The 25,987-nt window shown below is 57.8% G+C and carries 22 protein-coding genes; 17 read left to right on the top strand and 5 right to left on the bottom strand.

The genetic code is table 11. From position 1 onward, the window contains the following. Nucleotides 1–475 precede the first annotated feature (475 nt). The 13 genes from B5F27_RS12760 to B5F27_RS12820 all read left to right on the top strand — a co-directional run bounded on the left by B5F27_RS12760 (nt 476) and on the right by B5F27_RS12820 (nt 16,821). Nucleotides 476–973 carry an ATP-binding protein gene (locus B5F27_RS12760; RefSeq protein WP_343214640.1) on the top strand — a complete coding sequence of 166 codons (498 nt, stop codon included), beginning with the start codon at nt 476–478 and terminating at the stop codon, nt 971–973. 409 nt (nt 974–1,382) lie between these two features. Next, a complete protein-coding gene (locus B5F27_RS12765) occupies nt 1,383–2,822 on the top strand; it encodes an ATP-binding protein (protein WP_087368305.1) in 1,440 nt (479 codons plus the stop codon). A gap of 933 nt (nt 2,823–3,755) precedes the next feature. After that, a complete protein-coding gene (locus tag B5F27_RS12770; protein WP_158098248.1) occupies nt 3,756–4,568 on the top strand; it encodes a hypothetical protein in 813 nt (270 codons plus the stop codon). Nucleotides 4,569–4,849: 281 nt separating this feature from the next. Beyond that, nucleotides 4,850–6,376: a hypothetical protein gene (locus B5F27_RS12775; protein WP_144066531.1), complete on the top strand. Its 1,527-nt coding sequence runs from the start codon at nt 4,850–4,852 to the stop codon at nt 6,374–6,376. Nucleotides 6,377–6,505: 129 nt separating this feature from the next. Next, nucleotides 6,506–8,050: a hypothetical protein gene (locus B5F27_RS12780; protein WP_087368312.1), complete on the top strand. Its 1,545-nt coding sequence runs from the start codon at nt 6,506–6,508 to the stop codon at nt 8,048–8,050. A gap of 318 nt (nt 8,051–8,368) precedes the next feature. After that, complete coding sequence (locus tag B5F27_RS12785) at nt 8,369–9,679, top strand: PTS transporter subunit EIIC (protein WP_087368314.1); 1,311 nt, start codon at nt 8,369–8,371, stop codon at nt 9,677–9,679. Nucleotides 9,680–9,739: 60 nt separating this feature from the next. Further along, on the top strand, nt 9,740–10,039 hold the full coding sequence (locus B5F27_RS12790) for a PTS sugar transporter subunit IIB (protein WP_087368316.1): 300 nt from the start codon (nt 9,740–9,742) through the stop codon (nt 10,037–10,039). A 3-nt stretch (nt 10,040–10,042) separates the two neighbouring features. Further along, entirely contained in the window at nt 10,043–10,426 is a 384-nt protein-coding gene (locus B5F27_RS12795) for a PTS lactose/cellobiose transporter subunit IIA (RefSeq protein WP_206423007.1), read from the top strand. Nucleotides 10,427–10,430: 4 nt separating this feature from the next. Further along, a complete protein-coding gene (locus tag B5F27_RS12800) occupies nt 10,431–11,198 on the top strand; it encodes a ChbG/HpnK family deacetylase (protein WP_087368318.1) in 768 nt (255 codons plus the stop codon). A 16-nt stretch (nt 11,199–11,214) separates the two neighbouring features. Continuing rightward, a complete protein-coding gene (locus tag B5F27_RS12805) occupies nt 11,215–12,630 on the top strand; it encodes a PTS transporter subunit EIIC (RefSeq protein ID WP_087368320.1) in 1,416 nt (471 codons plus the stop codon). Between the two features lie 35 nt (nt 12,631–12,665). Beyond that, on the top strand, nt 12,666–14,063 hold the full coding sequence (locus B5F27_RS12810; protein WP_242962191.1) for a glycoside hydrolase family 1 protein: 1,398 nt from the start codon (nt 12,666–12,668) through the stop codon (nt 14,061–14,063). Between the two features lie 117 nt (nt 14,064–14,180). Further along, the gene (locus tag B5F27_RS12815; protein ID WP_087368322.1) at nt 14,181–15,362 is read left to right on the top strand and encodes a macrolide family glycosyltransferase; all 1,182 of its coding nucleotides are present in this window, start codon (nt 14,181–14,183) and stop codon (nt 15,360–15,362) included. 106 nt (nt 15,363–15,468) lie between these two features. Then, nucleotides 15,469–16,821 (top strand): family 1 glycosylhydrolase, encoded by a 1,353-nt coding sequence (locus B5F27_RS12820; RefSeq protein WP_087368324.1) that lies wholly within the window; start codon nt 15,469–15,471, stop codon nt 16,819–16,821. Between the two features lie 462 nt (nt 16,822–17,283). On the opposite strand, the gene B5F27_RS12825 is transcribed toward B5F27_RS12820, so the two are convergent. Both B5F27_RS12825 and B5F27_RS12830 read right to left on the bottom strand, forming a co-directional pair. Beyond that, on the bottom strand, nt 17,284–17,766 hold the full coding sequence (locus B5F27_RS12825; protein WP_087368326.1) for a GNAT family N-acetyltransferase: 483 nt from the start codon (nt 17,764–17,766) through the stop codon (nt 17,284–17,286). A gap of 24 nt (nt 17,767–17,790) precedes the next feature. Continuing rightward, complete coding sequence (locus tag B5F27_RS12830) at nt 17,791–19,098, bottom strand: L-serine ammonia-lyase, iron-sulfur-dependent, subunit alpha (RefSeq protein ID WP_087247602.1); 1,308 nt, start codon at nt 19,096–19,098, stop codon at nt 17,791–17,793. A 624-nt stretch (nt 19,099–19,722) separates the two neighbouring features. Between B5F27_RS12830 and rny the strand changes: the two genes are divergently transcribed. Next, on the top strand, nt 19,723–21,306 hold the full coding sequence (rny, locus tag B5F27_RS12835; RefSeq protein WP_087247604.1) for a ribonuclease Y: 1,584 nt from the start codon (nt 19,723–19,725) through the stop codon (nt 21,304–21,306). 118 nt (nt 21,307–21,424) lie between these two features. Here rny and B5F27_RS12840 read toward each other — a convergent pair whose 3' ends face one another. The 3 genes from B5F27_RS12840 to B5F27_RS12850 form a co-directional block, all read right to left on the bottom strand. Then, nucleotides 21,425–21,655 carry a DUF4318 domain-containing protein gene (locus B5F27_RS12840; protein ID WP_242962192.1) on the bottom strand — a complete coding sequence of 77 codons (231 nt, stop codon included), beginning with the start codon at nt 21,653–21,655 and terminating at the stop codon, nt 21,425–21,427. A gap of 45 nt (nt 21,656–21,700) precedes the next feature. After that, nucleotides 21,701–22,651, bottom strand: a complete 951-nt coding sequence (locus tag B5F27_RS12845; RefSeq protein ID WP_087247606.1) for an ROK family glucokinase — start codon at nt 22,649–22,651, stop codon at nt 21,701–21,703. A 192-nt stretch (nt 22,652–22,843) separates the two neighbouring features. Then, complete coding sequence (locus tag B5F27_RS12850) at nt 22,844–23,035, bottom strand: hypothetical protein (protein WP_242956992.1); 192 nt, start codon at nt 23,033–23,035, stop codon at nt 22,844–22,846. Between the two features lie 445 nt (nt 23,036–23,480). On the opposite strand from B5F27_RS12850, the gene B5F27_RS12855 reads away from it, so the two are divergent. From B5F27_RS12855 to B5F27_RS12865, 3 genes are all read left to right on the top strand, one after another. Beyond that, nucleotides 23,481–24,338 carry a hypothetical protein gene (locus tag B5F27_RS12855; protein ID WP_087368328.1) on the top strand — a complete coding sequence of 286 codons (858 nt, stop codon included), beginning with the start codon at nt 23,481–23,483 and terminating at the stop codon, nt 24,336–24,338. Nucleotides 24,339–24,470: 132 nt separating this feature from the next. Further along, on the top strand, nt 24,471–25,070 hold the full coding sequence (locus B5F27_RS12860; protein WP_087247610.1) for an RICIN domain-containing protein: 600 nt from the start codon (nt 24,471–24,473) through the stop codon (nt 25,068–25,070). A 95-nt stretch (nt 25,071–25,165) separates the two neighbouring features. Then, on the top strand, nt 25,166–25,654 hold the full coding sequence (locus tag B5F27_RS12865; protein WP_087368330.1) for an 8-oxo-dGTP diphosphatase: 489 nt from the start codon (nt 25,166–25,168) through the stop codon (nt 25,652–25,654). Nucleotides 25,655–25,987: the final 333 nt, after the last annotated feature.

The raw sequence follows: 25,987 nt of genomic DNA on the forward strand, positions 1-25,987 counted from the left end.
CGAATTAAGTTCCTGCCCCTGTTTTGCAGCGGCGTTGTCAGGCTCGCCCGCATTTCTGCGGGGTCATGGCGCTGTATCCAGTCCGGACGGCTGATAAAGTTGTCAAGGTGCGTATGAAGAATTGCAAACCGGTTGCGGCTGCAAATCTCTCGAAAAGAAAAAGGCTCCGCGGCACCAAAAGATTTTGTCGTGGGTGGATGGCGGCAAAACGGTTTGGTGAAACTGCGGAGCGGACAAACAAAGCAATGTAGTAGCTTTCATTGAGTAAAGCGGCTTTGTTGTGGAACAGGGTACCACTGAAAAATGCAAATGTCAACGATATGTCGAACGATTTAGAAGAGACGACAAGAAACAGTTCAATACGTTGGGCAGAATGGCGATTTTTGTTTGGTGAAAAAATACGGATTTTGTCGAAGAAAAAAGTCCGCTTTTTTGGGGAGTTATAGCTTTACCGGATCAACAAAGAACGCAGAGCATTCAGGAAATGGATCTCCATCGTATTTCCTCTATGCGCCGAAACCAAATTATTTCGGATGTGTTTTTACAGTTGAATTTCATGGAGCGGCGAGGCAGCGGCATCGACCGGATTCTCAACTCTTATGCTGAAGTCGCTCAAAAGCTGGTGTTTTACTCGGATTCAGACATCTTCCTGGTTACGCTGCCCAACCGAAGTGTGGCGAACCCCGCGCAGATCTCACTGGACGATGTAGCAACCGCTGCTCAAGATTTAGTGAACGCGTCAGAAAGTTTAGCGACCTCGGGGCAGAGTTTAGCAACCTTCCCTGAAGATTTAGTGACCGCACAGACGAGGATGCCGAAAGGAATTGAACAGGGAACAGAAATAATGTGGTGGAACTGTTCCGGTGCTATGGTTACAGATATACGTTCCATTCCAGCAATGCGGCCGACATTTTTGGTATTAAACCGACTGCCGCTACAGCGGCACCACAGAAGCTCCGTAAACTGGAAGTAATCGAGTCCCGCCAAGTATAGAGTCTACCAGTTCGTCAAGATAAAAATTGGATTCAGTCTTTTCGGCCAGCTCGATACGGGGCTTGTCCTGAGGGTGGGCGGCGATAGAGGCTGTCGGATTTGACTTGGTCCTCCTTGGGCTTTTCAAGCCAGGCCAGAAGTTCATCCTCTAAGAGACTCGAGCATGGCTACGGGTTGCTATTTGCTTTTTCTTCCTATTTATATGGAATTTGAATCAGAAAATTAAAATTTAAAATAATTCATTCAAAAAATGAAAATAAATCAAAATAGAATTGTAAAAGATTGAAATTGATTGATAGAATTTGAAATACATTGAAAATGGGATAATGAAATGCGTTGACAATTTTTAAAACTTTCACTAAAATGAAAATGAGAAGGGAGGTTTATTCATGCTGACAGAAGAACTTTTGGAACTTGTCAACACGACAGTACGTCAAAAGGCGGAGAGCCAGACTTTGGAAGTGAAGGCTGCCCATGTAGATTGTCCCAAACGCCTGTATGATACGTTGTCCAGCTTTTCCAACCAGGACAGCGGCGGAGTGCTGCTGTTTGGTCTGGATGAGAAGCAGGGATTCAAGGTAGTAGGTGTCTATGACCTTCAGGATCTTCAGAAGAAGGTAACGGAGCAGTGCAACCAGATGGAACCGCAGGTGCGTGCAGTCTTTACCATTGCAGAAGTGGATGGGCTGCCGGTCTGTTCAGCAGAAATACCTGCCATCGATCTATCCGAGCGCCCCTGCTATTATAAAGGTGCTGGCCGGATGAAAGGCTCCTATATCCGGGTAGGCGATGCAGACTTGCCTATGACCGATTATGAATTGTACAGCTATGAAGTCTTCCGCAAGCATCTGCATGACGATGAGCGCCCCATCCAGCGGGCCAGCCTGTCCACCTTGAATCAGGATGTTCTTCAGCGCTACTTGCTGGAACGGCGGGCAGAACGGCCTGGGTTTGGCCGGTTGGACGAAGCACAGCAGATGGAAATGCTGAATATCACTCGGAATGGAGTGCCTACGCTGGCCGCAGTGCTGAATTTTGGCATCTATCCACAAGGGTATCTGCCGCAGCTTGGGATCACTGCCATTGTAGTGCCTGGCAAAGAGATTGGCGAAACGGATCAAGAGGACGCTGCCCGGTTTCTTGATAATAAGCGCATTGAGGGAACCATAGCCGAAATGGTGGAAGAAGCGCTTGCCTTCTGTAAGCGAAACATGAAAACCCGTACCATCATCGACCCGCAGACGGGCCGCCGCACCGACCAGACAGAATATCCCATCAACGCCCTGCGGGAAGCGATTCTGAACGCCCTGATTCATCGGGACTATAGCAGCTATACCGAGGGAACCCCAGTGCAGCTGGATTTCTTCACAGACCGACTGGAAATCCACAGCCCGGGCGGCTTGTATGGACGGACCACTGTGGAAGAGCTGGGACATTCCCGGCCTGATCTGCGGAATCCAGCTTTGGCTGTGATGGCGGAGATCCTGACCGACGCTGAAAACCGCTATTCTGGTATTCCCACCATACGGCGGGAAATGGCGGCCTATGGCTTGCCTGAGCCGCTGTTTGAGAACCGTCGCGGAGAATTTGTGGTGACTCTCCGTCATTCCATGGAGCCGGCAGAACCGAGTTGTGATGGGGCACAGACGGACTTGCTTTCCTATTGCACAGTTCCGCGTACCCGGCAGGAAATTGCTGCCTTTTTGGGAATTAAGACGGCTTCCTATGCCATCCGCCAGTATGTATTGCCGCTGGTGGAAGCAGGCAAACTGAAGATGACGATCCCAGATCGCCCGGGCAGCCCCAGGCAAACTTATTACAAGCCTTGATTTTTCGGGTGAAGACAAAATTACAGCCTGCCAGTCATATTGGACCGGCAGGCTGTTTGCTTGAACCAGGTGCTTTTATAATGCCTCTGAGGCGGCGATAGTGATTGTCACAAACCCTGCTAGAGAACCGGTGTAAGATTTGTCCAGATTAGGCCCTCTGCACATTTTTGCACATCTGAAATAGATGAAACGTGCAGAGGAGATAACAACTAAAATTGCATATATATGAGCAAATTGAGATTGACAAATATTGCTTAGAAAGCGTTTTCCGATGCGGTAGCAGGGCGATTTTGACCGGATCGATTCTGTAACCTGGATCAAACGCACAGGCACAGGGTATTCCTCACCGGCAGGCAGCTGCGGATAGGCGGCATGCCCGAAGAGACCAACGTCGGTTATAGTGAGGAGACCTAGAGCTCTTTGCCAGGTTCTATCTGAATACTGGTGTGGAGCTGCTTTGAAGCCAAAATCCATTCTGTGGCGGCCATAAAAATACCGGAATGCACTGAAATGCAATCCGGCATTTTTCTGTTTGACAGTGATCAGGCAGACCTGGTTTACCTAGCGTTTTTCATAGCTTCTTGGATTACTTTTTCGTAGGGCCCGATGATATACTGGTTCATCTGGCCCTTGATCTTTTTCTGGACCGCAGGAACCGAAATCAGCGCCCCCACCAGCTTCATCTGGAAAATCCGCTTTTTCTGCTTCTAGGGGAAATCGTAGATACCGTGTTCTTTGTAGAACTTGTAGTCGGCCTTCATCAGCCCCTATATGACGTAAATAAAAATACTGTAAAGCCGAATCTGAATTTTGTCAACCGAAGTCCATGCCGGATTTGACTGCCCGCATGCCGGGAAAGTTTGGTTTTGACAGAATATTGACGGATGTGTTACAATAAAACCGCTCAGAACAATGGTAAGGGAGGATGTAGGGATGAATGATGTAAAAATGATGGGTTCCCTGTCGGATCGTCTGCTCAGCTATGTGAGCTCGGCGCCGGAGCGGGACGCAAACTACGACATTGCGGTGGCACTGCTGCGGAATTACTCCCAGCTGAAGGGATTGACCCTCAGCCAGATCGCAGACCTGTGCTATACTTCCAACGCATCCATCTCCCGTTTCTGCCGGTTTCTGGGCATGGACAATTTCAAGGAGTTTCAGTCCTGGATGGAACGGGATTTTACCATGCGGACCGACTATTCCCGCCAGTTCTATACCATGCTCCACAACAACCAGGAAACCGCCATCAGCGCCTACCGGGACGCTCTGATCGGCAATATCTACACCACCATTGCCCCCGAAAATGCCCAGGTGATTCCCGACATCGTCAAGGTTCTCCACGACTGCAGCAAAGCTGCCTACTTCTCCCACCACTTCCTATGGGACATCGGCCACTACTTCCAGAGCAAAATGATGATGATGGGCCGCTATGTAGAACTGTTCATGGACTATGGCACCCAGCTGGAATGCGCCCGTAGCCTGACCGAAAAGGACTTTGCCATCATCTGCAGCGTGGGCGGCAGCTATCTGACCCGGTATCCCGACATCTGCAACGCCATCCTGTCCAGCGGGTGCAAGATGCTGATCATCACCCAGAACCTGGCCAGTCCCTATCTCAACACCGCAGACTTCATCCTCCAATGCGGCACCACCAATCGCAATGATGTGGGCAAATATGCGGCGCTGATGGCCAACGACCTGATTCTGATGGGGTATTTGCGAGCCTACGACAAAGCATTTCAATAAAGAATCCCACTTCAAAGACCGCGGTTGCGCATAGCGCACCGCGGCCTTTTTTTTGCGGTCTGCACAAAAAAAGGCTGAAACGTTTTTCGATGTTTCAAAAACTGAAAAAGAAAATCAGCTCCTGAAACGGACGGAAGGTATTTGAAACCAAATTATATTCTCTACATGTTATAATTTTGGTGCAAGATAAACGAAATTGCAGAAGGTAAAAACTGCAATTCCACAGTCTATGTGTTCGGAAAAAATGGATAAGAGGATTGTACAGAAAGGGGAACGATCAAATGAAGAGATGGAGCAAACAGCTTTTATCCGGGTGCCTTCTGGCAGCCCTGCTGCTGTCGATGGGCGGGTGCCAGCAAGGGAATACCCCCTCCAGTGCTGGGTCGTCGCAGGCTGTATCTTCGGCTGCAGCGTCCAGCGAGGAAACAGCGGAGGGCCCGGCCGAAACTGTCGAAACCTATCACGACATGCCAGTCCAGACTCTGGATCTGGACCCCAGCGACCCGGATTACTACCAGAAAGCCCTGGAAACAGAACTATATAACTACAAGCTGATCCGCAACGTGCCCACGGCCTATCAGGCAGAAGGCTGGGATACCTATACCGCAACGGCCAACACCCTGCTGAACATCGACCCGGACAATATCGATGATGTCTCCAAGAGTATGATTGACAACGCGGTGGCCCAGCGGGAAGCGCTGGTTCAGGTTGCACCGGCAGCCGACTGTATGTGGTACATCTGGGGGGATGCACCGGCCACAGCCGAGACGGTGGAGGTCGCGGACTTTACCGCTGAGAGCTATGACAACGCCGATATGAAACCCTTCCTGGTGCCCTATCTGGTGGAGGACCAGTCGGCAGCCAAGGGCAATATGATTGTGATTGCCGGCGGCGGCTATTCTTCCCGCGGCAACGCGATGGAAGGCTATCCCATCGCCGAGGCCTTCCGGGATTTGGGATACAACGCCTATGTGCTCCAGCGCCGGGTGGCCCCCTACAGCCAGGAAGATACTTGGCTGGATATGCAGCGGGCTGTCCGGTATCTGCGATATAACGCCGACAGCCTGGGGCTGGGCGGTATGGACTGCATCGCCGCCAGCGGTTTCTCGGGCGGTTCGGGCACCATCCTGGGAGAAGTGGCCAACTTGTACGGCGACGTTCAGCCCACCCTGTATGATGCAGATTATGTCTCCGACGCAGTGGATCAGATGAGCGCCGATCTGGACGTGGTCTGCCCCCTGTACGGACCCCAGTATGACGGAGAGCACACCAGCGACTACGCGGGCCTGGTCACCGAAAATTCCAATCTGCCTGCCATGTTCCTGGCTGTGGGCGAAAACGATGCCACCGGTGCCATGCCCGACATTTGGACCCTGGCCAACTCGGTCCGGGGCAAGACGCTGGTGGAAGTCCACACCTTTGCCGAGGTAGGCCACGGCTTTGGCGCCGGCCTGCAGGGTACCACTTCCACCTATTGGATTCCTATGGCAGATACCTTCATTGACCTGGTGATGGGCCGCGGTGGTTCCGGTGCCGGCGAGGCGGCAGAAATCCCCGAGGGCTACACCCAGATGCAGCAGTATACCTTTGAGGGCGGTTTCGGCAAGGCAGACGTGACCTGCGCCGTGGACGATGCAAAGACCAAAGTGTATATGACGTTTGTGGCCTTTGACCAGCAGCAGGTTGTGGAAGGCGTGCTGAACGACGGCATCATCACCGTCACCTATGACCAGTCCGGCTTTATGACCAATGACGCCCAGGCCATCTACAACGCCGCTGACCAGAACAACTGGCAGCCTGTGGCATGATGGGCCAAAGGCGCGTGAACTGTAAATCGGCCGCCTGAAAAAACGGCTTTGGGAAACCTGCGGGAGGTGATGGTTTTTGGCCCTGCACGACCGGTGGTATGCAAATCTCAGATACAAGGAGGAATTGTTGTGAAAAACAAGAGCGTCAAAACCATGGTGGCAAGCGTCCTGGCAGTCGGCCTGGTGATGAGTATCCCGGCATCCGCTTTTGCGGCCAGCCCCGGGGGTGTGTCTGCCTTCTCTGCCCAGTCGGTGGATTCCAGTGAAAACTGCGCCCAGATCTTAGACTGGCTGGGCATTCAGATTCCCCGGCATTTCGACAGCCAGGCCCCCTATAAGGTCAACACCCTGCCTGAATCGGACCCCAACTACTGGCAGGCTGAGTGGGAGACCCAGGTCTATAACTACAAGATGGTCCGCAACTATCCCACCCTGTACACCCAGGACGCCTGGGATGCGGCCCAGAGCGCGGGCACTGTCATGATGGGCCTCCATCCCGAGTCTTTGACCGACGCCAACAAGCAGCAGATCCTGGCTGCCCGGGACGCCATTGCCGACCTGGCTGACCACCAGCTCAAGCCCTTCAGCGATGGCATCAACGGCGAAGTGATCTACCTCTGGGGCGATGACATACCCGTCACCACCCCGGCCAGCGACCTGCAGTTCCCTCTGGTGAACTATGAAGGGGAGGCCGTGTACGACAACGCCGACTTCCAGCCCTTCCTGATCCCTTACCTGCTGGATGACCCCAGCTCGGCCAAGGGTACCATCCTTGTCACCTCCGGCGGCGGCAATACCAGCCGCAGCAACCCGGTGGAAGCCTACGCAGTCTGCCCCGAATTCAACAAGCTGGGCTACAACTGCTTTTTGCTCCAGCGCCGGGTGGCCCCCTATAACAACGATGACATCGTTATGGACATGCAGCGGGCTGTCCGCGTGATCAAATACAATGCCGAATCGTGGGGCATTGACCTGGACAATTCCCTGCTGGCCGTGTCCGGCTACTCGGGCAGCGGCGGCAACATCCGCACCATGCTGGAGAAGTTCTACGGCAGCATCACTCCCAACCAGTTCGACCCTGACTACGTCTGCGACGCAGTGGACGCCGTCAACAGCGATGTGGATGTGGCTCATCTGATTTACTCGGGCGCTCCCATCGAAACCGAAAACCCCAACCTGCCTCATATGTTCATCGCCGTTGGCGCAGACGACCAGTGGGAAGGCAGCCTGGAGCTCTTCAAGCAGGCCTATGACCTGGGCCTGGACCCCGAGCTCCATGTTTACGGCCTGAACGGCCACGGCTTCGGCGCCGGCATGGAGGGCACCTCTTCCATGACCTGGATGGAGACCTGCGACTTGTACATGCAGAAGGTGATGGGCTACGCTGAGATTCCCTTCACTGGCGAGATTCCTGCCGAGTACACCCTGACCCAGCAGGTCCATGTCAACTGGTTCCCCATCGGTGACGACGTGACGGTGAACGTCTACACCACCGCCGACGGCGGCAAGTGCCTGTTCACTTTCTTTGGATGGGGCGAAAACATCATGGTGGAAGGTCTGCTGATCGGCGGCCATGTGGCCAGCGTAACTTACGACAGCGTGGGCTACTTTGGTCAGGATGCAGCCAAGATGTGGGATCTGGTGGATCCCTCGGCCTGGGTCCCTGTCAACTGAAAAAACGGCATGCCGGCCCCGGGCCTGAATACCCCCGGCAGATGACCGGCTGAACCGCAGAAAACATCATGCTCCGGGAGGGTTTGGCTTCCCGGGGCATTGTGTTTCGTGCAGTTAAACTGCACAAAAAACAGCAAAAATGTTTTTCCGCTTTTCAAAACATGAAATGGAAACAGCCACTCTGAAAGGCTGGTGCTGCACTTGTAACCAAATCAAACGTCAGGTGTGATATACTTTTGGTGCAAAGAGGAAAAGCCCATCTGCAGAGCTGCTGCCTTCCCAAAATCGTTTGTGTCAAAAAGAAGGAGGAATCTTCCCATGACGGAGACCAAGAAAAATCCCATCGGGCGGTTCATCGAAGAAAAGCTGGTGCCCATCTCCACCGCTTTCGCCCAGAACCGCTACGTCCGCTGCATCGGCACAGGCTCCCAGAACCTGATGGCCATCATCATGATCGGCGCAGTGTTCAACCTGCTGAACAGCATCCAGATCGACCCCTACCAGAGCTTCATCCAGGCGACAGGGATTGCGGCCTTCCTGAACGCCGTCTACAACGCCTGCATGAACTTCATGGGCGTGTTCATGGTGTTCAGCGTGGGCTACGCCGGCGCCAAGATTTTTGACCACGACGAGCTGGCCTTCAACAACGGCCTGATGTCCCTGATGGCCTACCTGATCATGGTGCCTGTGGCCACCAACGAGGCCGGCAGCACCGTCATCGTGCTGGACTACCTGGGCAGCCACGGCGTCTTCCTGGCCTTCATTCTGGGCATCATGGCCACCAAGATCAACATCGCCCTGGTGGACCGGAACATCACCATCAAGATGCCCGCCGGTGTCCCCGAGAACGTCACCCAGTGCTTCACTTCCATCATCCCCGGCGCTGCCATCGCCCTGGTGTCCAGCCTGCTGCGGGGCCTGTTCACCCTGACCCCCTGGGGCAACGTCATCGACGCTGTCTACTCCCTGCTCCAGACCCCTCTGGCCAACATCACCGGCAGCCTGGGCGGCTTCATCATCCTTCTGCTGCTGGCCCAGATCCTCTGGTTCTTCGGCGTCCACGGCTCCTACACCGTGCTGGCCATCCTCTACCCCCTGTGGTTCACCTACCTGCCTGACAACACCGCTGCCGCTGCAGCCGGCCTGCCCATCCCCCACATGTGGAACACCTCCATGTACGACTTCGCCTGCAACGGCGGCTGCGGCTGCACCCTGGGCCTGGTGATCGTCATGTTCCTGTTCGCCAAGTCCAAGCGCTACAAGGAGTTCTCCAAAATCGTCCTGCCCTGCGGCATCTTCAACATCAACGAGCCCCTGGTCTACGGCATGCCCCTGATGATGAACTTCACCATGGTGATCCCCTTCATCGTGACCCCCATCCTCTCCCTGATCTTTGCTTGGGCCGCCATCACCCTGGGCCTGATGCCCTGCCCCACCGGCCTGATCGGCATGAACACCATGCCCATCTTCATCTACGGCGTCATCCAGGGCTCCTGGAAGATCGGCATCTATCAGATCCTGATGACCATCATGAGCGCTGCCATCTGGTACCCCTTCTTCAAGGTGGCTGACAGCCAGGCTGCCGCCGAGGAACAGGCTGCCGCCCTGGCCGAGCAGACCCAGGAATAACAGCAAACCATCCAAGCTTTCCATCCTACATCAACATCATTCATACGGAGGTATCTTACCATGACGAAAATTGTTCTTCTGTGCGCTGCCGGCATGAGCACCAGCGCCCTGGTCCGCAAGATGAAAGACGCTGCCAAGGCAGAGGGCTATGAGTGCGACATTTCGGCCCACTCGGTGTCCGAGGCCAAAAACTACAAGAGCGCCGATATGATCCTGCTGGGGCCCCAGGTCCGCTACCGCCTGAAGGAAGTCCAGGCCGAGCTGCCCGACAACAAGGTGGAAGTCATCGATATGAAAGACTACGGCATGATGAACGGCAAGGCCGTTCTGGATCACGTCCGCAAAGTGCTGGAGGGCTGAGTCATGGCAATTTCTGTGGAAGAAGCCCGGGCCATGACCGAGGAACAGCTCCAGGAGACCATCACCGAGATGGCCTTTGAGATCATCGCCAACGTGGGTACCGCCCGGGGGATGTACATCGAAGCCATTCAGGAGGCAAAGGCCGGCCATTTTGACCGGGCCAAAGAATTGATGGCGGAAGGAAAGGAAACCTTCGTGCTGGGCCACCACGGCCATGCCGACCTGCTGGAGTGGCAGGGCCAGGGGCTGACCTGGAAGACCAATATCTTCCTGATGCACGCCGAGGACCAGCTGATGGCTGCCGACGCCTTCGAGACCATCGCCAGCGAGTTCGTGGAAGTACACCAGGAACTGCAGGAGCTGAAATCCCGTGACGGAAGAGGTTAAGACCATGAAATATCTGCTGATCCGCGCCGATGATCTCGGCTACTCGGAAGGGGTCAATTGCGGCATTGCGGCGACCGTAGCCGCCGGGCTGGTGCGCTCTGTGGGCGTCATGACCAACATGCCCGCTGTCGTCCACGGCCTGGGGCTGCTGCATGGCCATTCCCTGTGCCTGGGCCAGCACACCAACATCTGTGTGGGCCGGCCCCTCACCGACCCTTCCCGTATTCCCAGCTTGTGCACCCCCGAAGGGGAATTCAAGCCCAGCCGCGCCTACCGGGAGGCCGCCAAAGCCGGCCAGGACTTTGTGGTTCTGGAGGAGATCATTGAGGAGATCGAGGCCCAGTACCGCCAGTTCAAGGCCCTCACCGGGTGGGAGCCGGGTTACTTTGAGGGACACGCAGTGGCCAGCGCAAACTTCTTCAAGGGGCTGGAAATCGTAGCCCAGCGCCACGGCCTGCCCTACTTTGCCATGGGTCGTCCCGGCGAGGCGGTGACCTTCCGGCATACCCAGGTCTATGCCTATATGCCCAGAGACTTCAAGGCCTATGAGGCCGACCCTTTCACCGGGGTCCAGGATGCAGTGGCCCACGCCCATGAGGGAGCCTGCGACCTGATGGTCTTCCACCCGGGATACATCGACGCTTACCTGCTGGATCATTCCACCATGACCACCCCCCGGGTGCGGGAGGCCGCTATGCTCTGCCGGCCCGAGGTCCGTGCCTGGCTGGAACAGCAGGACATTCAGCTTGTCACTTACAACGATCTGACTTGAAACAGGAGACATAAAGATGGCAGACAATAAAAAAATAGCCGAGCAGGTTCTGGGAGCGGTGGGCGGAGCGGCCAACCTGAAGGATGCCACCCACTGCATGACCCGCCTGCGTCTGTATCTAAAGGACGACAGCATCCCCAAAGATGACGAAGTGAAGAAGATCTCCGGCGTGCTGGGGGTTGTCCGCGGCGGCCAGCAATATCAAATCATCATTGGCACCAATGTGCCCAAAGTGTACGAGGAACTGTGCAAGCTGGCAGGCATCAGCGCCAGCGCCGCTGTCAAGGATGATGCGGCCGCCGCTGAGGATGCCTCCATTGCCAGGCAGAAGCTGACCCCCAAGCAGGTGCTCAAAAACATCATGGGTTATCTGGCGGGCTGTATGACCCCCATGATCCCGGTGCTGCTGGCCGGAGGCTTGTTCCGTGCCGTCAATTCCATCTTTGGCCCCGACCTGCTGGGCCTGTACCCTATGGAAAGCAACCTGTATATCCTGTTCGATTTCCTGTATGATGCAGCTTTTTACTTCATGCCCATCCTGGTAGGCTACAATGCAGCCAAGCAGCTGGGGGTCAACGGTATGCTGGGTTCGTTCATTGGCAGCATTCTGATGGTGCCCGATTTCGCAGTTTTTGCCACCAACGGGCAGCCCTTCACAGTCTTTGGCATCCCTGCCACTGTGACCAATTACGCCCAGACTGTTTTGCCCATTATGCTGTCGGTGCCCCTGTTCTGCCTGGTCTATAAGATCGTCAAAAAGTTCATGCCCGATCTGCTGACCACCGTTTTCACCCCGTTCCTCAGCCTGCTCATTTCCATGCCCTTTATCCTCTGCCTGCTGGCGCCTCTGGGCACCATTGTGGGCAACGCCATCAGCGGCGGCCTTGCCTGGTTCGGTATGACCACCGGCTGGTTCGGTGTAGCTGTCATTGCCGCCCTGTGGGAGTTCCTGGTGATGAGCGGTATGCACCTGGCCCTGATGATGCCCATGATGGCCGATTTCTTTGAAACCGGTATTGGCAGCGGACCGATGAACGCCGGCAACTTTGCCACCTGGGCCTGCTTCGGTGTGGCGCTGGGCGCAGCGCTCCGCCTGAAAAACAAGGATGATCGCAGCACATCCTTTGCAGCCTTCGCTTCCGGCATTCTGGGCGGCGTCACCGAACCCACTCTGTATGGCATCTGCTTCCGCTTTACCCGCTGCTTTGTAACGATGGCCGTCGGCGGCTTTGTGGGCGGCGCCATTGCCGGCATGTTCGACCTCAAGGGATACGCAATGACCTCCGCCAACTTCCTGTCTCTGCTGGGCTATGTGGGCGGCACCAACGCCAACATCGCCGTTGGCGTGGCAGCTTCCGTCTCTTCCCTGATTGTAGCAGCAGTCCTGACTTATTTGTTTGGCTTTTCCAAAAAAGATTTGGAGAACGTTTAATTGCGTGATACAATAAAATCAAAAAGGCTGGTATTATGGATTTGATGAAACAAATGATTTTCCCCGCCGGCTTCCTCTGGGGTGCCTCCACCAGCGCCTTCCAGGTGGAAGGCGGCTATAACGAGGGGGGCAAAGGCCCCGCCACCACTGACCGGGGCGCCGGCCGTCCCGGCATCGCCGACAACAAGGTGGCCGCCGACCACTACCACCACTGGAAAGAGGACGTGGACCTGATGGCCGAGCTGGGCCTGAAGGTCTACCGGATGGGCTTCGCCTGGAGCCGGATCATGCCCGACGCCTCGGGCAATCCCAACCCCGAGGGCCTGGCCTTCTACGACAAGCTGATCGACTACCTGCTGGAAAAGGGGATCGAGCCCCTGGTGACCCTGTATCACTTCGAGTGCCCCCAGGCCCTGGTGGACGCCTTCGGCGGCTGGCTGGACCGGCAGATGATCAACGCCTACCTGCGGTACGCCGAGGTCTGCTTCACCCACTTCAAGGGCCGGGTCAAGCGGTGGGTCACCGTCAACGAACAGCTGATCGCCACCGCCGCCGGCATCATGAACGGCAACCAGGAGAAGGACCCCCAGAAAAACCTGCAAAACATCTACCAGATGAGCTACCACGTCTCCCTGGCCGAGCACAAGGCCATGGCCCTGCTGCGGCAGATTGACCCTGCTGCCCAGATCGGCCCGGTGTGCGCCATCCAGGTGGTGTACCCCCACAGCAGCCGGGCAGAGGATGTGCTGGCCGCCGAGAACGCCGAGGAGCTGATGGAGTTCTACCTGCTGGACCTGAGCGTCCGGGGGGAGTATCCCCCCTATGTGGCCAGCTACCTGAAGGACCACGGCCTCTACCCCGAGACCCGCCCCGAGGACGCCGCCGTGCTGAAGGGTTCCACCCCCGATTTCATCGGCATCAACTACTACTTCAGCATCTGCGTCAAGGCCAAGGAGGGCCCCATCAATTACAACCAGCCCCCCTTCTGGGTGTCGGATGCCTTTGACATCTGCGACAACCCCTATCTGAAAACCACCGAGTGGATGGACAAGGGCATCGACCCGGTGGGCCTGCGGATCGGCATGCGGAAGGTCTACAACCGCTACCGCCTGCCCATGATCGTCACCGAAAACGGCATGGCCTACAGCGAAACCCTGGGCCCCGACGGCTGCATCCATGACCCCTACCGCATCGAGTACCTGAAAGAGCACATCCAGCAGATCGGCATCATGATCGCCGAGGGGCTGCCGGTGTTCGGCTACTGCCCCTGGAGCTTTGTGGACGTGGTGTCCAGCCACCAGGGCTTCGCCAAGCGGTACGGCCTGGTGTATGTGGACCGCACCGAGACCGATCCCAAGCACTGCGCCCGGGTCAAGAAAGACAGCTTCTACTGGTACCAGAAGGTCATCGCCCAAAACGGCCTGCCCGAATAACCCTCTTACCAAGCCATTTTCTCCTTCATTCATTTCTCTCCGCAGCCATGCGGGCAACCCTGCGCGCTGCCTGTATGGCTGCCCTTTTTTGCAAAAAACCGGAAAGGAGTTCCGTTTATGCATATTGCCTTTGTATCCCTGGGGGCCTTCGGCCACGTGAACCCCACCCTGGCCCTGGTGACCGAACTGGTCAAGCAGGGAGTCCGGGTGACCTACTTCTCCACCGAGAATTTCCAGAAGATTGTGGAGCCCACCGGGGCCAAGTTTGTGGTGGTGCCCTCCTGGATGGCCCAGCAGGCCGGCGCACAGGAAGGCGGCGCCGATGAAAATGTGGCTGCCACCGTGCCCTTCCTGTTCCTGAACGAGGCCGGGGCCTACATTGACCCCATCCTGGAGGTGCTGCAGGCCGACAAGCCCGACGCCATCGTCCACGACTTTGCCGGCATCGCCGGCACCATCGCCGCCGACGCCCTCCACATCCCCAACGTGATGCTGTACACCAGCTACCCCTCCAACGACAGCTACTCCATGGCCGCCTCTTTCGAGAGCGTCCCGGCGGAGCACCCGCTGCGGAAGGCCGCCGACCAGATTGCTGAGGGCTTTGTGAAAAAGTACGGCTGCCGCAAGATGACGGTCAAGGAAATCTTCGACGGCCACGGAGACTTCAACCTGGTGATGATGCAGAAGCGGCTGGTGCCCCACAACGAGACCTTCGGGGACAACTTCGTGTTCACCGGGGTCCAGATCGGCAAGCGCACTGCCTTCGGCAGCTGGAAAGCCCCCGACAACGGCAAACCCCTGCTGTACTCGTCCCTGGGCACAGCCTTCAACAACTGGCCCGAATACTACCCGATTCTGTTTGACGCGGTTCGTGATTTGGACATCAACGTCTTTGCGGCGTTGGGTTCCATCGACCCTGCCAGCCTGAAGGATATCCCCGCCAACGTGGAGGTGGGCCAGATGGTGCCCCAGCTGGACATTCTGTCCCAGGCATCGGTGTTCATCACCCACGCCGGCATGGGCGGCACCGGCGAGGCCATCTATTACGGTGTGCCCATGATCGCAATTCCCCAGATGGAAGAACAGGCCATCACCGCCCGGCAGATCGAGAAACTGGGCCTGGGCACCGCTTTCCTGGACAAGAACGCCATCACCTCGGAGAACCTGAAGACCGCCATCGTCAAGCTGCTGACCGACCCCTCTTACAAGGAAACCGCCGCAGATTTCGGCCGGGACATGAAGAGCCTGGGCGGCGCCGCTGCCTCGGCCGAGGCCCTGCTGCACTTCCTCAAACAATAACGCCATTTTCCGCTGCTTCCATTTGCCGGAGCAGGTACTCCTTTTTGCAATGCCCCGCCTGACCCCCGGGCGGGGTATTCTTTCCACAGTCAGGAGGATACAGACCATGACCACTTTTCCCAAAGATTTCCTGTGGAGCGCCTCCACAGCGGCCACCCAGATTGAGGGCGGCTGGAACGCCGACGGCAAAGGGGAGTCCATCTGGGACACCCTGGTTCACGACGGCACCGGCAAAATTGCCCACGGCGAGAACGCCGACACTTCCATTGACTTTTACCACCGCTGGCGGGAGGACGTGGCCCTGATGAAACAGATGGGCCTGAAAGCTTACCGGTTTTCCATCAGCTGGTCCCGGGTGCTGCCCGAGGGTATTGGCAAGGTGAACGAGGCAGGCATCCGGTTTTACCAGGATCTCTGCGACGAGCTGCTGAAAAACGGCATCCAACCCCTGGTGACCCTCTACCACTGGGACCTGCCCACCGCCCTTTACCGGCAGGGCGGCTGGAAGAACCCCGCCAGCCCCGACTGGTTTGCCGAGTATGCGGACGTGGTGTCCAGGGCCTTGGCGGGCCGGGTGAGGTACTGGCTCACCTTCAACGAACCCCAGATGTTTTGTGGCCTGGGGCTGGTGGCAGGGGTTCATGCACCTTTTGAGCACAACGATGACGTCGCCATGATGGACATCACCAAACACATCCTGCTGGCCCACGGCCGGGCGGTACAGGTACTGCGGAAAAACTGCCCCGGCGCCAAGGTGGGCATGGCCCCCACTGGCGACTGCTGCCTGCCCAAAGATGACTCCCCCGAGGAAGTGGAGAAGGCCCGGCAGAAGTCGTTGAGCGAGTACCCGGGCTACATCATGTCCAACACCTGGTGGGCCGACCCGGTGTTTCTGGGGCAGTATCCCGCCTGGGCCAAAGAGAAGTTTGGGGATCTGCTGTACCCCATGACGGCAGAGGAGTGGACCCTGGTGTCCCAGCCGTTGGACTTCTACGCCTACAACTGCTACCAGGGCACGGTGGACATCGTCCCTGACCCGTCCAAATACGACGCCTACGCCTACCAGGGCAGCCCCCAGACAGCGGCCGCCTGGAACATCACCCCGAAAGTCCTGTACTATGCCAGCAAATTCTGGTTTGAGCGGTACCACCTGCCCATCCTCATCACCGAAAACGGCTATTCGGGCCTGGACTGCGTGATGCTGGACGGCAAAGTCCACGACCCCCAGCGGATTGACTTCCTCCACCGGTACCTGCGGGAGGTGGCCCATGCCATCGCCGACGGCATCCCGGTGATCGGCTACTCGGTGTGGAGCCTCTTCGACAACTTCGAGTGGGCGGCAGGCTACAGCTGCCGCTACGGCCTGATCTATGTGGATTATCCCACCCAGCAGCGGATCGTGAAAGATTCCGGCTGGTGGTACCGGGACGTGATCGCCTCGGATGGCGGGTGCCTGTAAGGGCGCGACGCCAGAACAAACATAAAGAGGTCGCTCACTGTGCAGACAAGCGCAGCGGGCGGCCTCGTTGTCTTTCTCAAACCCTGCTAGGGAACCGGTGGTTTATTTGTCCATATAGGCCCTCTGCACATTTTTGCACATATTTTGCACATCGGAATAGATGGATTGTGGATGCAAAGGATTCACTGGATGCAAAATGTGCAGAGGATATAAAGGCTAAAAATAACGTATAATCAAATAAAATTGCACAGATGCGAGCAAATGAGAACTGACGAATGTTGCCCGAGAAGTCCTTTTAATCAGAGGGCCTGGGATTCGAGTTCCCACGAGCGCACCAGAGAAAAAGCGTTGAATCGTAAGATTCAACGCTTTTTCTTTTTGCCCACAGACTTGGATTGCTGCGGCCAGACAAAAACCGGCCGCCCGCCCCGATAACAGGGAACAGGCGGCCGGTTTGCAGATTCAGAAGGTCAGGCGCATCTGGTACCACACCACGTCCCCGTGGGTGGACTGGGAGATGCCCTCGCTGACAAAGCCGAATTTGGCGTAGTAGTGGACCAGACGGTCCTTGCAGGTGAGGACCAGGCCCCGGCGGCCCTGGGCGCGGGCTTCGCCGATGACATGGTTCAGCAGGGCGGCGGCACAGCCCCGGCGGCGGTAGGCCGGCCGGGTGTCCACCCCGAAAATCATCTGCCAGGCCCCGGCCTCGTTGTGCAGGGAGGGGTCGTCGTACATGGCGTCCTCCAGGTCAGGGGTGTCGGTGACCATCCCGTTCACAAAGCCCACCATGGTGTCCCCGTCCATCAGGACCCAGAAGTGGTTGGGGTAGACCGCCAGACGGCCGGCCAGGCTGGCCGGACCGGCGGCCTCTGCCGGTGGGAAGCATTCCGCCTCGATGCAGCTCACCGCCTCCAGGTCATCGGGGCGCGCGGTGCGTATTTCCATACCGGTGTGTCCTTTCTGCGGGCCTCAGCGGTCCTGCATCATGATCTTGACGATTTCCTTGTCGGTCTCCCGCATGCCTTCGCGGCCCAGCTGGCTGACGTTGCGGATGGTGTTCTCCACGCCCTTGGTGACAATGCCGTCGCCCGCCAGGAACTGCTGGCCGTTCAGGTACATGTGATAGCCCATGATGCCGGCCTCCACGCTGGAGGCGATTTTGGCGGCGCAGCTGGGCTTGGCGCCGTCGCAGATGATGCCCGACACAATGGCCAGAGAGTTCACCAGGGTGTGGGCGATGGCTTCGTAGTCCGCACCCTGGAGATAGGCGATGCCGCAGCCCGCCGCACAGCCGGCGCTGACGGCGCCGCAGTAGGCCGACAGCCGGCCGATGCCGCTCTTTTCGTGAATGGCGATCAGGTTGGAGACCGCCAGAGCCCGGTACAGCTTGTCCTTGGGAACCGCCAGGGCCTTGGCGTACTCAATGACCGGCACCGATACCGTGATGCCCTGGTTGCCGCTGCCCGAGTTGATGACCACCGGCAGCTCACAGCCGCTCATCCGGGCGTCCGAGCCGGCGGCCGCCTTGGCAATGGCCCGGTTGCGGACGTTGTCGCCGTAGAACTTGAGCATGGTGGAGCCGATGTTGGCGCCGTAGTCTCCCAACAGGCCCTCCTCCGAAATCTGGGTGTTGTACTGAATCTGGGTGTCCAGCACCGGCCGGATGTCGGCCAGATCGCAGGAATTGGCAAAGTCCAGGATGTCGGCAATGGTCAGCAGGTTCTTGTCGGTGAGGCCGCTCTCGGCGGGATTGTCCCCGCCGCAGGTGGCTTTTGCCCCGGCGTCGGTGTTGTCCAGCAGGACCTGGCCGTCCTTTTCAATGTACACGATGTTGGTGTGGTACTGGCTGATCCGCACCGCGGCCGACTGGCTGCCGCTGGTCAGACGGATGATGATGTCAAAAATAATCCCGTTGTCCACCGGATGCACCGTGACCGGCACCTGCTGCAGGAACTGCCGCATCTGGTCCTTCTGCTGGGCGCTGACCTCCGAAATGACTTCCAGAGCCTTGCCGGCCTGGCCCGCCACCACGCCGGCGGCCGCGGCGGCCTCGATGCCCTTCATGCCGTCGGTGTTAGGGACGATGACGCTCTTGACGTTCTTGATGATGTTGTTGCTGACCCCGATGTCCATGGCCTCGGGCAGGCAGCCCAGCACCTCCCGGGCCTTGGCGGCGGCGTAGGCGATGGCGATGGGCTCGGTGCAGCCCATGGCCGGGATCAGCTCCTCTTTCAGAATCTGTACATATGCCTGATAAAGTTCGTTTGTCTTATCCATTGCTCTTCTATCTCCTTCTGGGGCGGCGGCCTTATCTTGGTATAAATATACACATTCCGGGGCCGGATTGCAACCGGCCCAAAGGGCTTTGGGCCGGGTTTTGGGCCTGGGATACAATCCGGCAAAAAAATCCTGCATGGTTTCGCCTCCTTCCACTTGACAAGCGGTCGGATGTTTCGTAAACTAATAAATAGTAGAAACAACGGGGTTCCAGGCTGCCTGACCAGCCCGAAACTCCTTTGGAAGGGCAGCGAGCGGCTGAGCCCGACGTCGGAGCGGGAGGCTGCGGCGCTGTCCCAGGGGTGTATCTTCCAGTGATTCGGGCGCTGTGGGCTGTCCTGCCGTCGGGCAGGGGGCTGCGGCGCCGTCCACGGTTTCGGTGCACCCCACAGATGCTGCTTGCAGGGGCGCTGCCCACAGACAAACCGAGCGGTCCAACGCTCGTTTCTATTTATAAGCTTGAAACTGTAACTTGGAAGCCGCCGACCCGTGCGCCGGTCTTGTTCCTGTGCGCGGTTTTGTTGTCTTTTTTGATCAAAGGCTCACTTATAGATAAAAGGTTTATGCCCGCGCGCTGCCGCAGCATCTCCGCAAACCATTTATGCATTTGAGGAGAACGAAACAATGGAAGCGACCACGATCATCATCACTGTCGTGATCGCCCTCGTTGCACTTGCTGTCGGCATTGCAGCGGGCTTTTTTGGCGGTTTCAACTACCGCAAAAAGACCGCTGAGGCCCAGATCGGCAGTGCAGAGGCCGAGGCAACCCGACTGGTCAACGAGGCGATCAAGACAGCCACCCAGAAGAAAAAAGAGGCCATTCTGGAAGCAAAGGACGAAGTCTTTCGGATGAAGGCGGACGTCGATGCCCAGAAGGCCGAGGCCGACCGGGAGATCAAACAGCGCCGCGCTGAGATCAGCCGCCAGGAGAACCGGATCGACCAGAAGGAAAACGCCCTGGACAAAAAGACCGAAGCCCTGGAAAAGCGGGAAGAAGAGGTCAAGAAGCGTATGGCGGAGGCCGAGGCACACCTGGCCGAGGCCGACGAGCTGCGTGCCAAGCAGATGGAGCGGCTGGAGATGCTGGCCGGCCTGAGCCAGGCCGACGCCCGGGAAGTGCTGCTGAACAAGGTGGACGAGGAGCTGACCCACGAGAAGGCTCTGCGCGTGGCCACCTATGAGTCGGACCTGAAGGACGACTGCGAGAACATCGCCCGCAACATGATCGCCCAGGCCATCAGCCGCTGCGCCGCCGACCATTCCAGCGAGACCACCGTCACGGTGGTGCCCCTGCCCAGCGACGAGATGAAGGGCCGGATCATTGGCCGCGAGGGCCGGAACATCCGGGCCCTGGAGACCGCCACCGGCGTGGACCTCATCATCGACGACACCCCCGAGGCCATCACCCTGTCCTCCTTTGACCAGACCCGCCGTGAGGTGGCCCGCATGACCCTGGAACGCCTCATCGGCGACGGCCGTATCCATCCGGCCCGCATCGAGGAGACGGTGGAGAAGTGCCGCCGCGAGCTGGAGATCCAGATGAAGAAAGAGGGCGAGCGCGCCGTCATGGAGCTGGGTATCCATGGCCTGCACCCCGACCTGGTGAAGCTGATCGGCCGTCTGAAGTACCGCACCAGCTTTGGCCAGAACGCCCTGACCCACAGCATGGAAGTGGCATGGCTGGCCGGCCTGCTGGCCAGCGAGCTGGGCCTGAATGTGACCATGGCCCGCCGCGCCGGCCTGCTGCATGACATCGGCAAGGCTCTGGATCACGAGATCGAGGGCAGCCACGTCCAGATCGGCGTGGACATCTGCCGCAAGTACAAGGAGAATCCCCAGGTCATCCATGCGGTTGAGGCACACCACGGCGACGTGGAGCCCAAGACCGCCCTGGCCTTCATCGTCCAGGCCGCCGACGCCATCAGCGCCGCCCGGCCCGGCGCCCGCCGCGAGAACGTGGAGAGCTACGTTCGCCGTCTGGAGAATCTGGAGGAGATTGCCTCCGGCTTCGAGGGCGTGGAGCAGGCCTTTGCCGTCCAGGCAGGCCGCGAAGTGCGGATTATGGTCAAGCCCGACGTCATCGGGGACGACCAGGTCATCCTGCTGGCCCGGACCATTGCCCACAAGATCGAGGAGAGCCTGGATTATCCCGGCCAGATCAAGGTCAATGTCATCCGCGAGAGCCGCGCTGTGGAATACGCCAAGTAATTCCGCCCAACCTTTCAAAAACAACAGCCGCCGCCTTTCAGAACGAAGGGCGGCGGCTGTTTTGTTTGTCACAGGATGGAAAAGCGGGTCAGGGCCTTCTCTTTATAAAAAGAACGTCTTATTTTTCCCTGCACTTGACGCCGTAGTTGCCCCGGCTTCCGCTCTCATATCCGCGGTAAATCTCGTAGAGCTTCCCGTCGATGATGGCCTGGTCGTCGCCGGGAAAAGCACAGGACAGGCCGTTTTTCTCGCAGTAGGCGGCGATGGCCTGATGAGCCTTTTCCACCGTGGGGTAGACGTCGGCAGGCTCATAGGGAACCCAGAAGGCTTTTTTCAGCAGGTTCAGCATGATGGTACACTCCTTTTCTTATAAATTCAGGGGCTCAAACGCAGCTCAGGCGCCCACGATCAGACGGACGGCGCCGTAGATGCCGGCGTCGTTGCCCAGGCTGGCCTGCTTGATGGGGGTCTCCCGGCAGGACTTGAAAGCGTAGGTCTTGTAGTGCTCGGTCAGGGGCTGGAACAGGACGTCGCCGGCCCGGGCCACGCCGCCGCCCACCAGGAAGACCTCGGGGTCTGCGGTGGCGGCAATGATGGCCAGCGCCAGGCCCAGGTCGTCGGTCATCTGGTCCACTTCCTTGGCGGCCAGAGCGTCGCCGGCGCGGGCTGCGTCAAACACGTCCTTGGCGGCAAAGTCGGTGCCCCGCAGGGTGCAGGGAACGTCGGGGTTTTCTTCCAGCAGCTTCTTCATGCAGCGGACCACGCCGGTGGCGCTGGAATACTGTTCCAGACAGCCGTGCTTGCCGCAGCCGCAGACAGCGGTCTCGTTCTTGTTGACGGTGATGTGGCCGATCTCGCCGCCGGCCCCGTGGGCGCCGTCGATGACCTTGCCGTTGACGATGACGCCGCCGCCCACGCCGGTGCCCAGGGTCACCATGACGGCGCTGCGGCAGCCCTTGGCGGCGCCCATCCAGATTTCACCCAGGGCGGCCACGTTGGCGTCGTTGCCCACCAGAACCTTCATGCCGTTCAGCAGCAGGGACAGGTTGGCGGCCACGTCCTGCTGGCCCCAGCCGCCCAGGTTGGCGCAGACGATGGGCACCACGCTGGAATCCTGCACAGGGCCGGGCACGCCGATGCCCACGCCCTCGATCTGATCGGGGGTCAGGCCCTTTTCTTCCATTTTGCCCAGAACGGCCGCGGCCAGATTGGGCAGGATGCGGACACCCTTCTCAGAGGTGTCGGTGGGAACTTCCCATTTTTCCAGCAGAGCGCCGGCGGTGGTGAACAGGCCGACTTTGGCGGTGGTGCCGCCCAGGTCGATGCCGAATGCGTATTCCTTCATGATCCTTTTACCTCGCTTTTCGTCGGCCCGGATGCCCGGGCTGTACTTTCTATCAGTATAACATACTCAGCGAAAAAATACAGACCCTTTGCGATCTTTTTGACGGTCCCGGATTTTGGACGCAAAAAGGCCGCCGCTCCGGCGGGAGACCCGGAACGGCGGCCAGCTGTCTTAACGTTGGCTCTGCAAAACTCAACGTGCTGCAATATGCATCTGCATGGAACGGCGGCTGCTTGCCCGCACCAGATGGCGGACCAGAGCAACAGGCCACAGCAGGGTGTTGATGGCGATCTCGACCGGCTTGACATCAACGGTGTCCATACTGCTGATGCCGGTGAAGATCAGACAGGCGATGCCACAACCAAGAATGTAACAGTACAACATGTGCAAACCTCCACTAAAATTTTTTCGGCCGCAAAGGGCCTTTTTTATTTTTCAGGCCGGAAGAACCCGCGCCCTGATTTTACGTCTCGAGGGTGCTGCGCACCCTTCCGCACCTTTACTATACTCCAAATGAGCGGTAAAGTCAATGGGGTGATATGCTGAAATAATTGAAGGTATCGAGTGAATGAAAGTGTAATCATGAAAGCGATTCGGGGTAAAGTGGTTTACTTTGTGCCGCTAAAGCGAAAGCGCAAAATGTCCGTTCGGCGAGGACAAAGAAGGGCCTTTCAGGCCATAAAAAGGCCGGTCTGTGCGCGCAATATGAACAAAATGTGAATACGGCACACCCGGCCGGGAGGGACGGAATTTGGTCTGCCCGGCAATGAAACCGAGGGCAGGAACGTATTTCCAGTAAAGAGAATGCAGCCGGAAGGAGGATCATACCATGAAACGATGGAAAAACTGGACCCGCAGGCTGACTTTGCTGCTGGCCGTGGTGGTGCTGGCGGTGGGGGCGGCCCTGCCTGCCGCCGCCGATATGGGCCCCAAACCCTCGGTGGAAGTGGTTTTTCAGGGATTGGAGGGTCAGCGCTTCTATGCGACCCTGCTGGGCAATGTCACCCAATATGGGCCCTGGTCGGCCAAGGAGGAGTATCTGGACTGGAGGGGAGACCCCGAGGCCTGGGATGCCTTTGTCCGCTATCCGGAGCCGGAGGGGTGGTATTTTCTGGGGAACTATGCCGACTGCACCGAGACTGGGCGGTTTGTGTGGAGCTATTATCCCCCCGAGACGTTCTATATTTTAGTCTGGCTGCCGGAGGAGGACCGGTACCTGTGCAGCACCCAGCCGGTGAGCCGCTATGCTTTCGACAGCCGGTTCACCGTGACGGCCGCAGGGGAAGGCCTGACGGTTCGGTCCAGCTATGACTATGCCGGAGAGGTGCTGGGACTTTTGGTGCGGGCCGCCCTGACCATCGCCCTGGAAACCGCAGCCGCCTGGCTGCTGTTCGGCCTGCGGCGGCGAGATCAGCTGGCCCTGATCCTCAAGGTAAACCTGGTGACCCAGCTGGCCCTGAATATCTTGCTGAACCTGTGCAGCTATTTCAGCGGCCCGCTGCTGACGGTGCTGGTATATGGCCTGCTGGAGCTGCTGGTGTTTTTCACCGAGGGCCTGGTCTACGCCAGACGGCTCCGCTGGGCTGAGAACCAGAAGCCGCACCCCTGGCTGTATGCCCTGGGAGCCAATGCGGTTTCCTTCGCGGCAGGGTGGGAGTTGGCCCACTGGCTGCCGGGCGTATTCTGAAAATGCAAACACTGCGTATAAAAATTATCAAGAATAACTTAAAAAATTGTTCTTGTTGACAGATGCGGCCTGTGCTATTATAATAGTATCAACGTAACTGGCATTGTGCCCAGGGAAAGGAGCGGTCATTTTATGGCACGGGCATCGCAGGTTGTCTTATCAGAGAACGAATATTACCTGATTAAAGCACCCAACGGGAAGGTGCTGGAAGTAAAGGACTTCAGCACCGCCAACGGTGCATTCATTCAGCTGTGGGATTATGCCGGGCACCCGTGGCAGCAGTGGCGGTTTGTGGACGCAGGCGAAGGGCGCTGGCGGATTCAGAACCGGTTCACCGGCAAGATGATTGACCTGGTCCAGGACGGCGTGGTGGAGGGCACCTGGCTGCACCAGTGGAGCCGCACCAGCGGCCTGAGCCAGTGCTGGGTGCTGGAACCGCTGCGCAATGGCCGGACGCGGATTCGCAGTGTGCTGGCCAACAAGTACATCGACCTGGTGGGCATGAACACCTCCAACGGCGCCCAGGCCCAGATCTGGCTGGAAGTCCATGGAGGAAACCAGGAATGGAATCTGGAGCGGGTGGACGACATCACCGCCCGGACGGCTCCCCATACCAATGAGGTGAGCTATTCCCATGGGCCCACCCCGGGGCAGCGCCGCCAGCAGGATGACCTGGTGCGGAAGCTGAACCAGTCGGGCCAGGGCCGCAGCCGCAAGGGCAGCAAGGCCTGACCATTTCAACAAAACCCAACGTCGCCCCGTCGGCATTCACGCCCGGCGGGGCGCTTTTTGCAAAAGATTTCAGATGTAAAGGAGAGGGAACGACCATGGCACTGGCACAGAATACAACCCTGTGTTATCTGGAACGGGACGGAGCGTGGCTGATGCTCCACCGCACCAAAAAGAAAAACGACTGCAACCACGACAAATGGATCGGGGTGGGCGGCAAATTTGAATCCTGCGAGAGCCCGGAGGAATGCCTCCTGCGGGAGGTGAAAGAGGAAACCGGCGTCACCCTGACCCGCTGGCGCTACCGGGGAATCATCACCTTTGTGCTGGACGGGGTGGGGGAGTATATGCACCTGTTCACCGCCGACCAGTGGAAAGGGGAACCCGCCTGCGGCGACAGCGCCGAGGGCGTCCTGGAATGGGTGCCCCGGGAACAGGTGCCCAGCCTGCCCATCTGGGAGGGAGACAAAATCTTTTTCCGCCTGCTGGCGGAGGAACGGCCCTTCTTCTCCCTGAAACTGTGCTACCAGGGGGATACCCTGACGGAAGTTGCTCTGGACGGCAAAGTCTGGGACGGAAACGCCTGACTTTTTACTTCCTATATATAAATAGGCAAACAAAGTACCTCTTCTGTCTGAAAAGGCAGGCGGGGTACTTTTTGTGTATGCGGGGATGTTTGGGGGATTTGAGGTCCCCTGTTACCCACGGTGCACTATGAAAAAGGCGGGATCTCCTGCCCGGTATTTTTCGCGCTCCAGAGAATTTTTCTCCGACCTCTCGTCCTCAAAACGGCTTGTATTCAAGATGAGCCTTTCCAAACTATATAAAATAAAGCAAAAATGGGAAAATTTGAAATCGGGTCTTGACACCGGGGGGGGTATGGTATTATAGGCACACAAAGGAAAGGACCTTCCTTTGAA

It is taken from the genome of Faecalibacterium sp. An192, assembly GCF_002160175.1.
GTDB lineage: Bacteria > Bacillota > Clostridia > Oscillospirales > Ruminococcaceae > Faecalibacterium.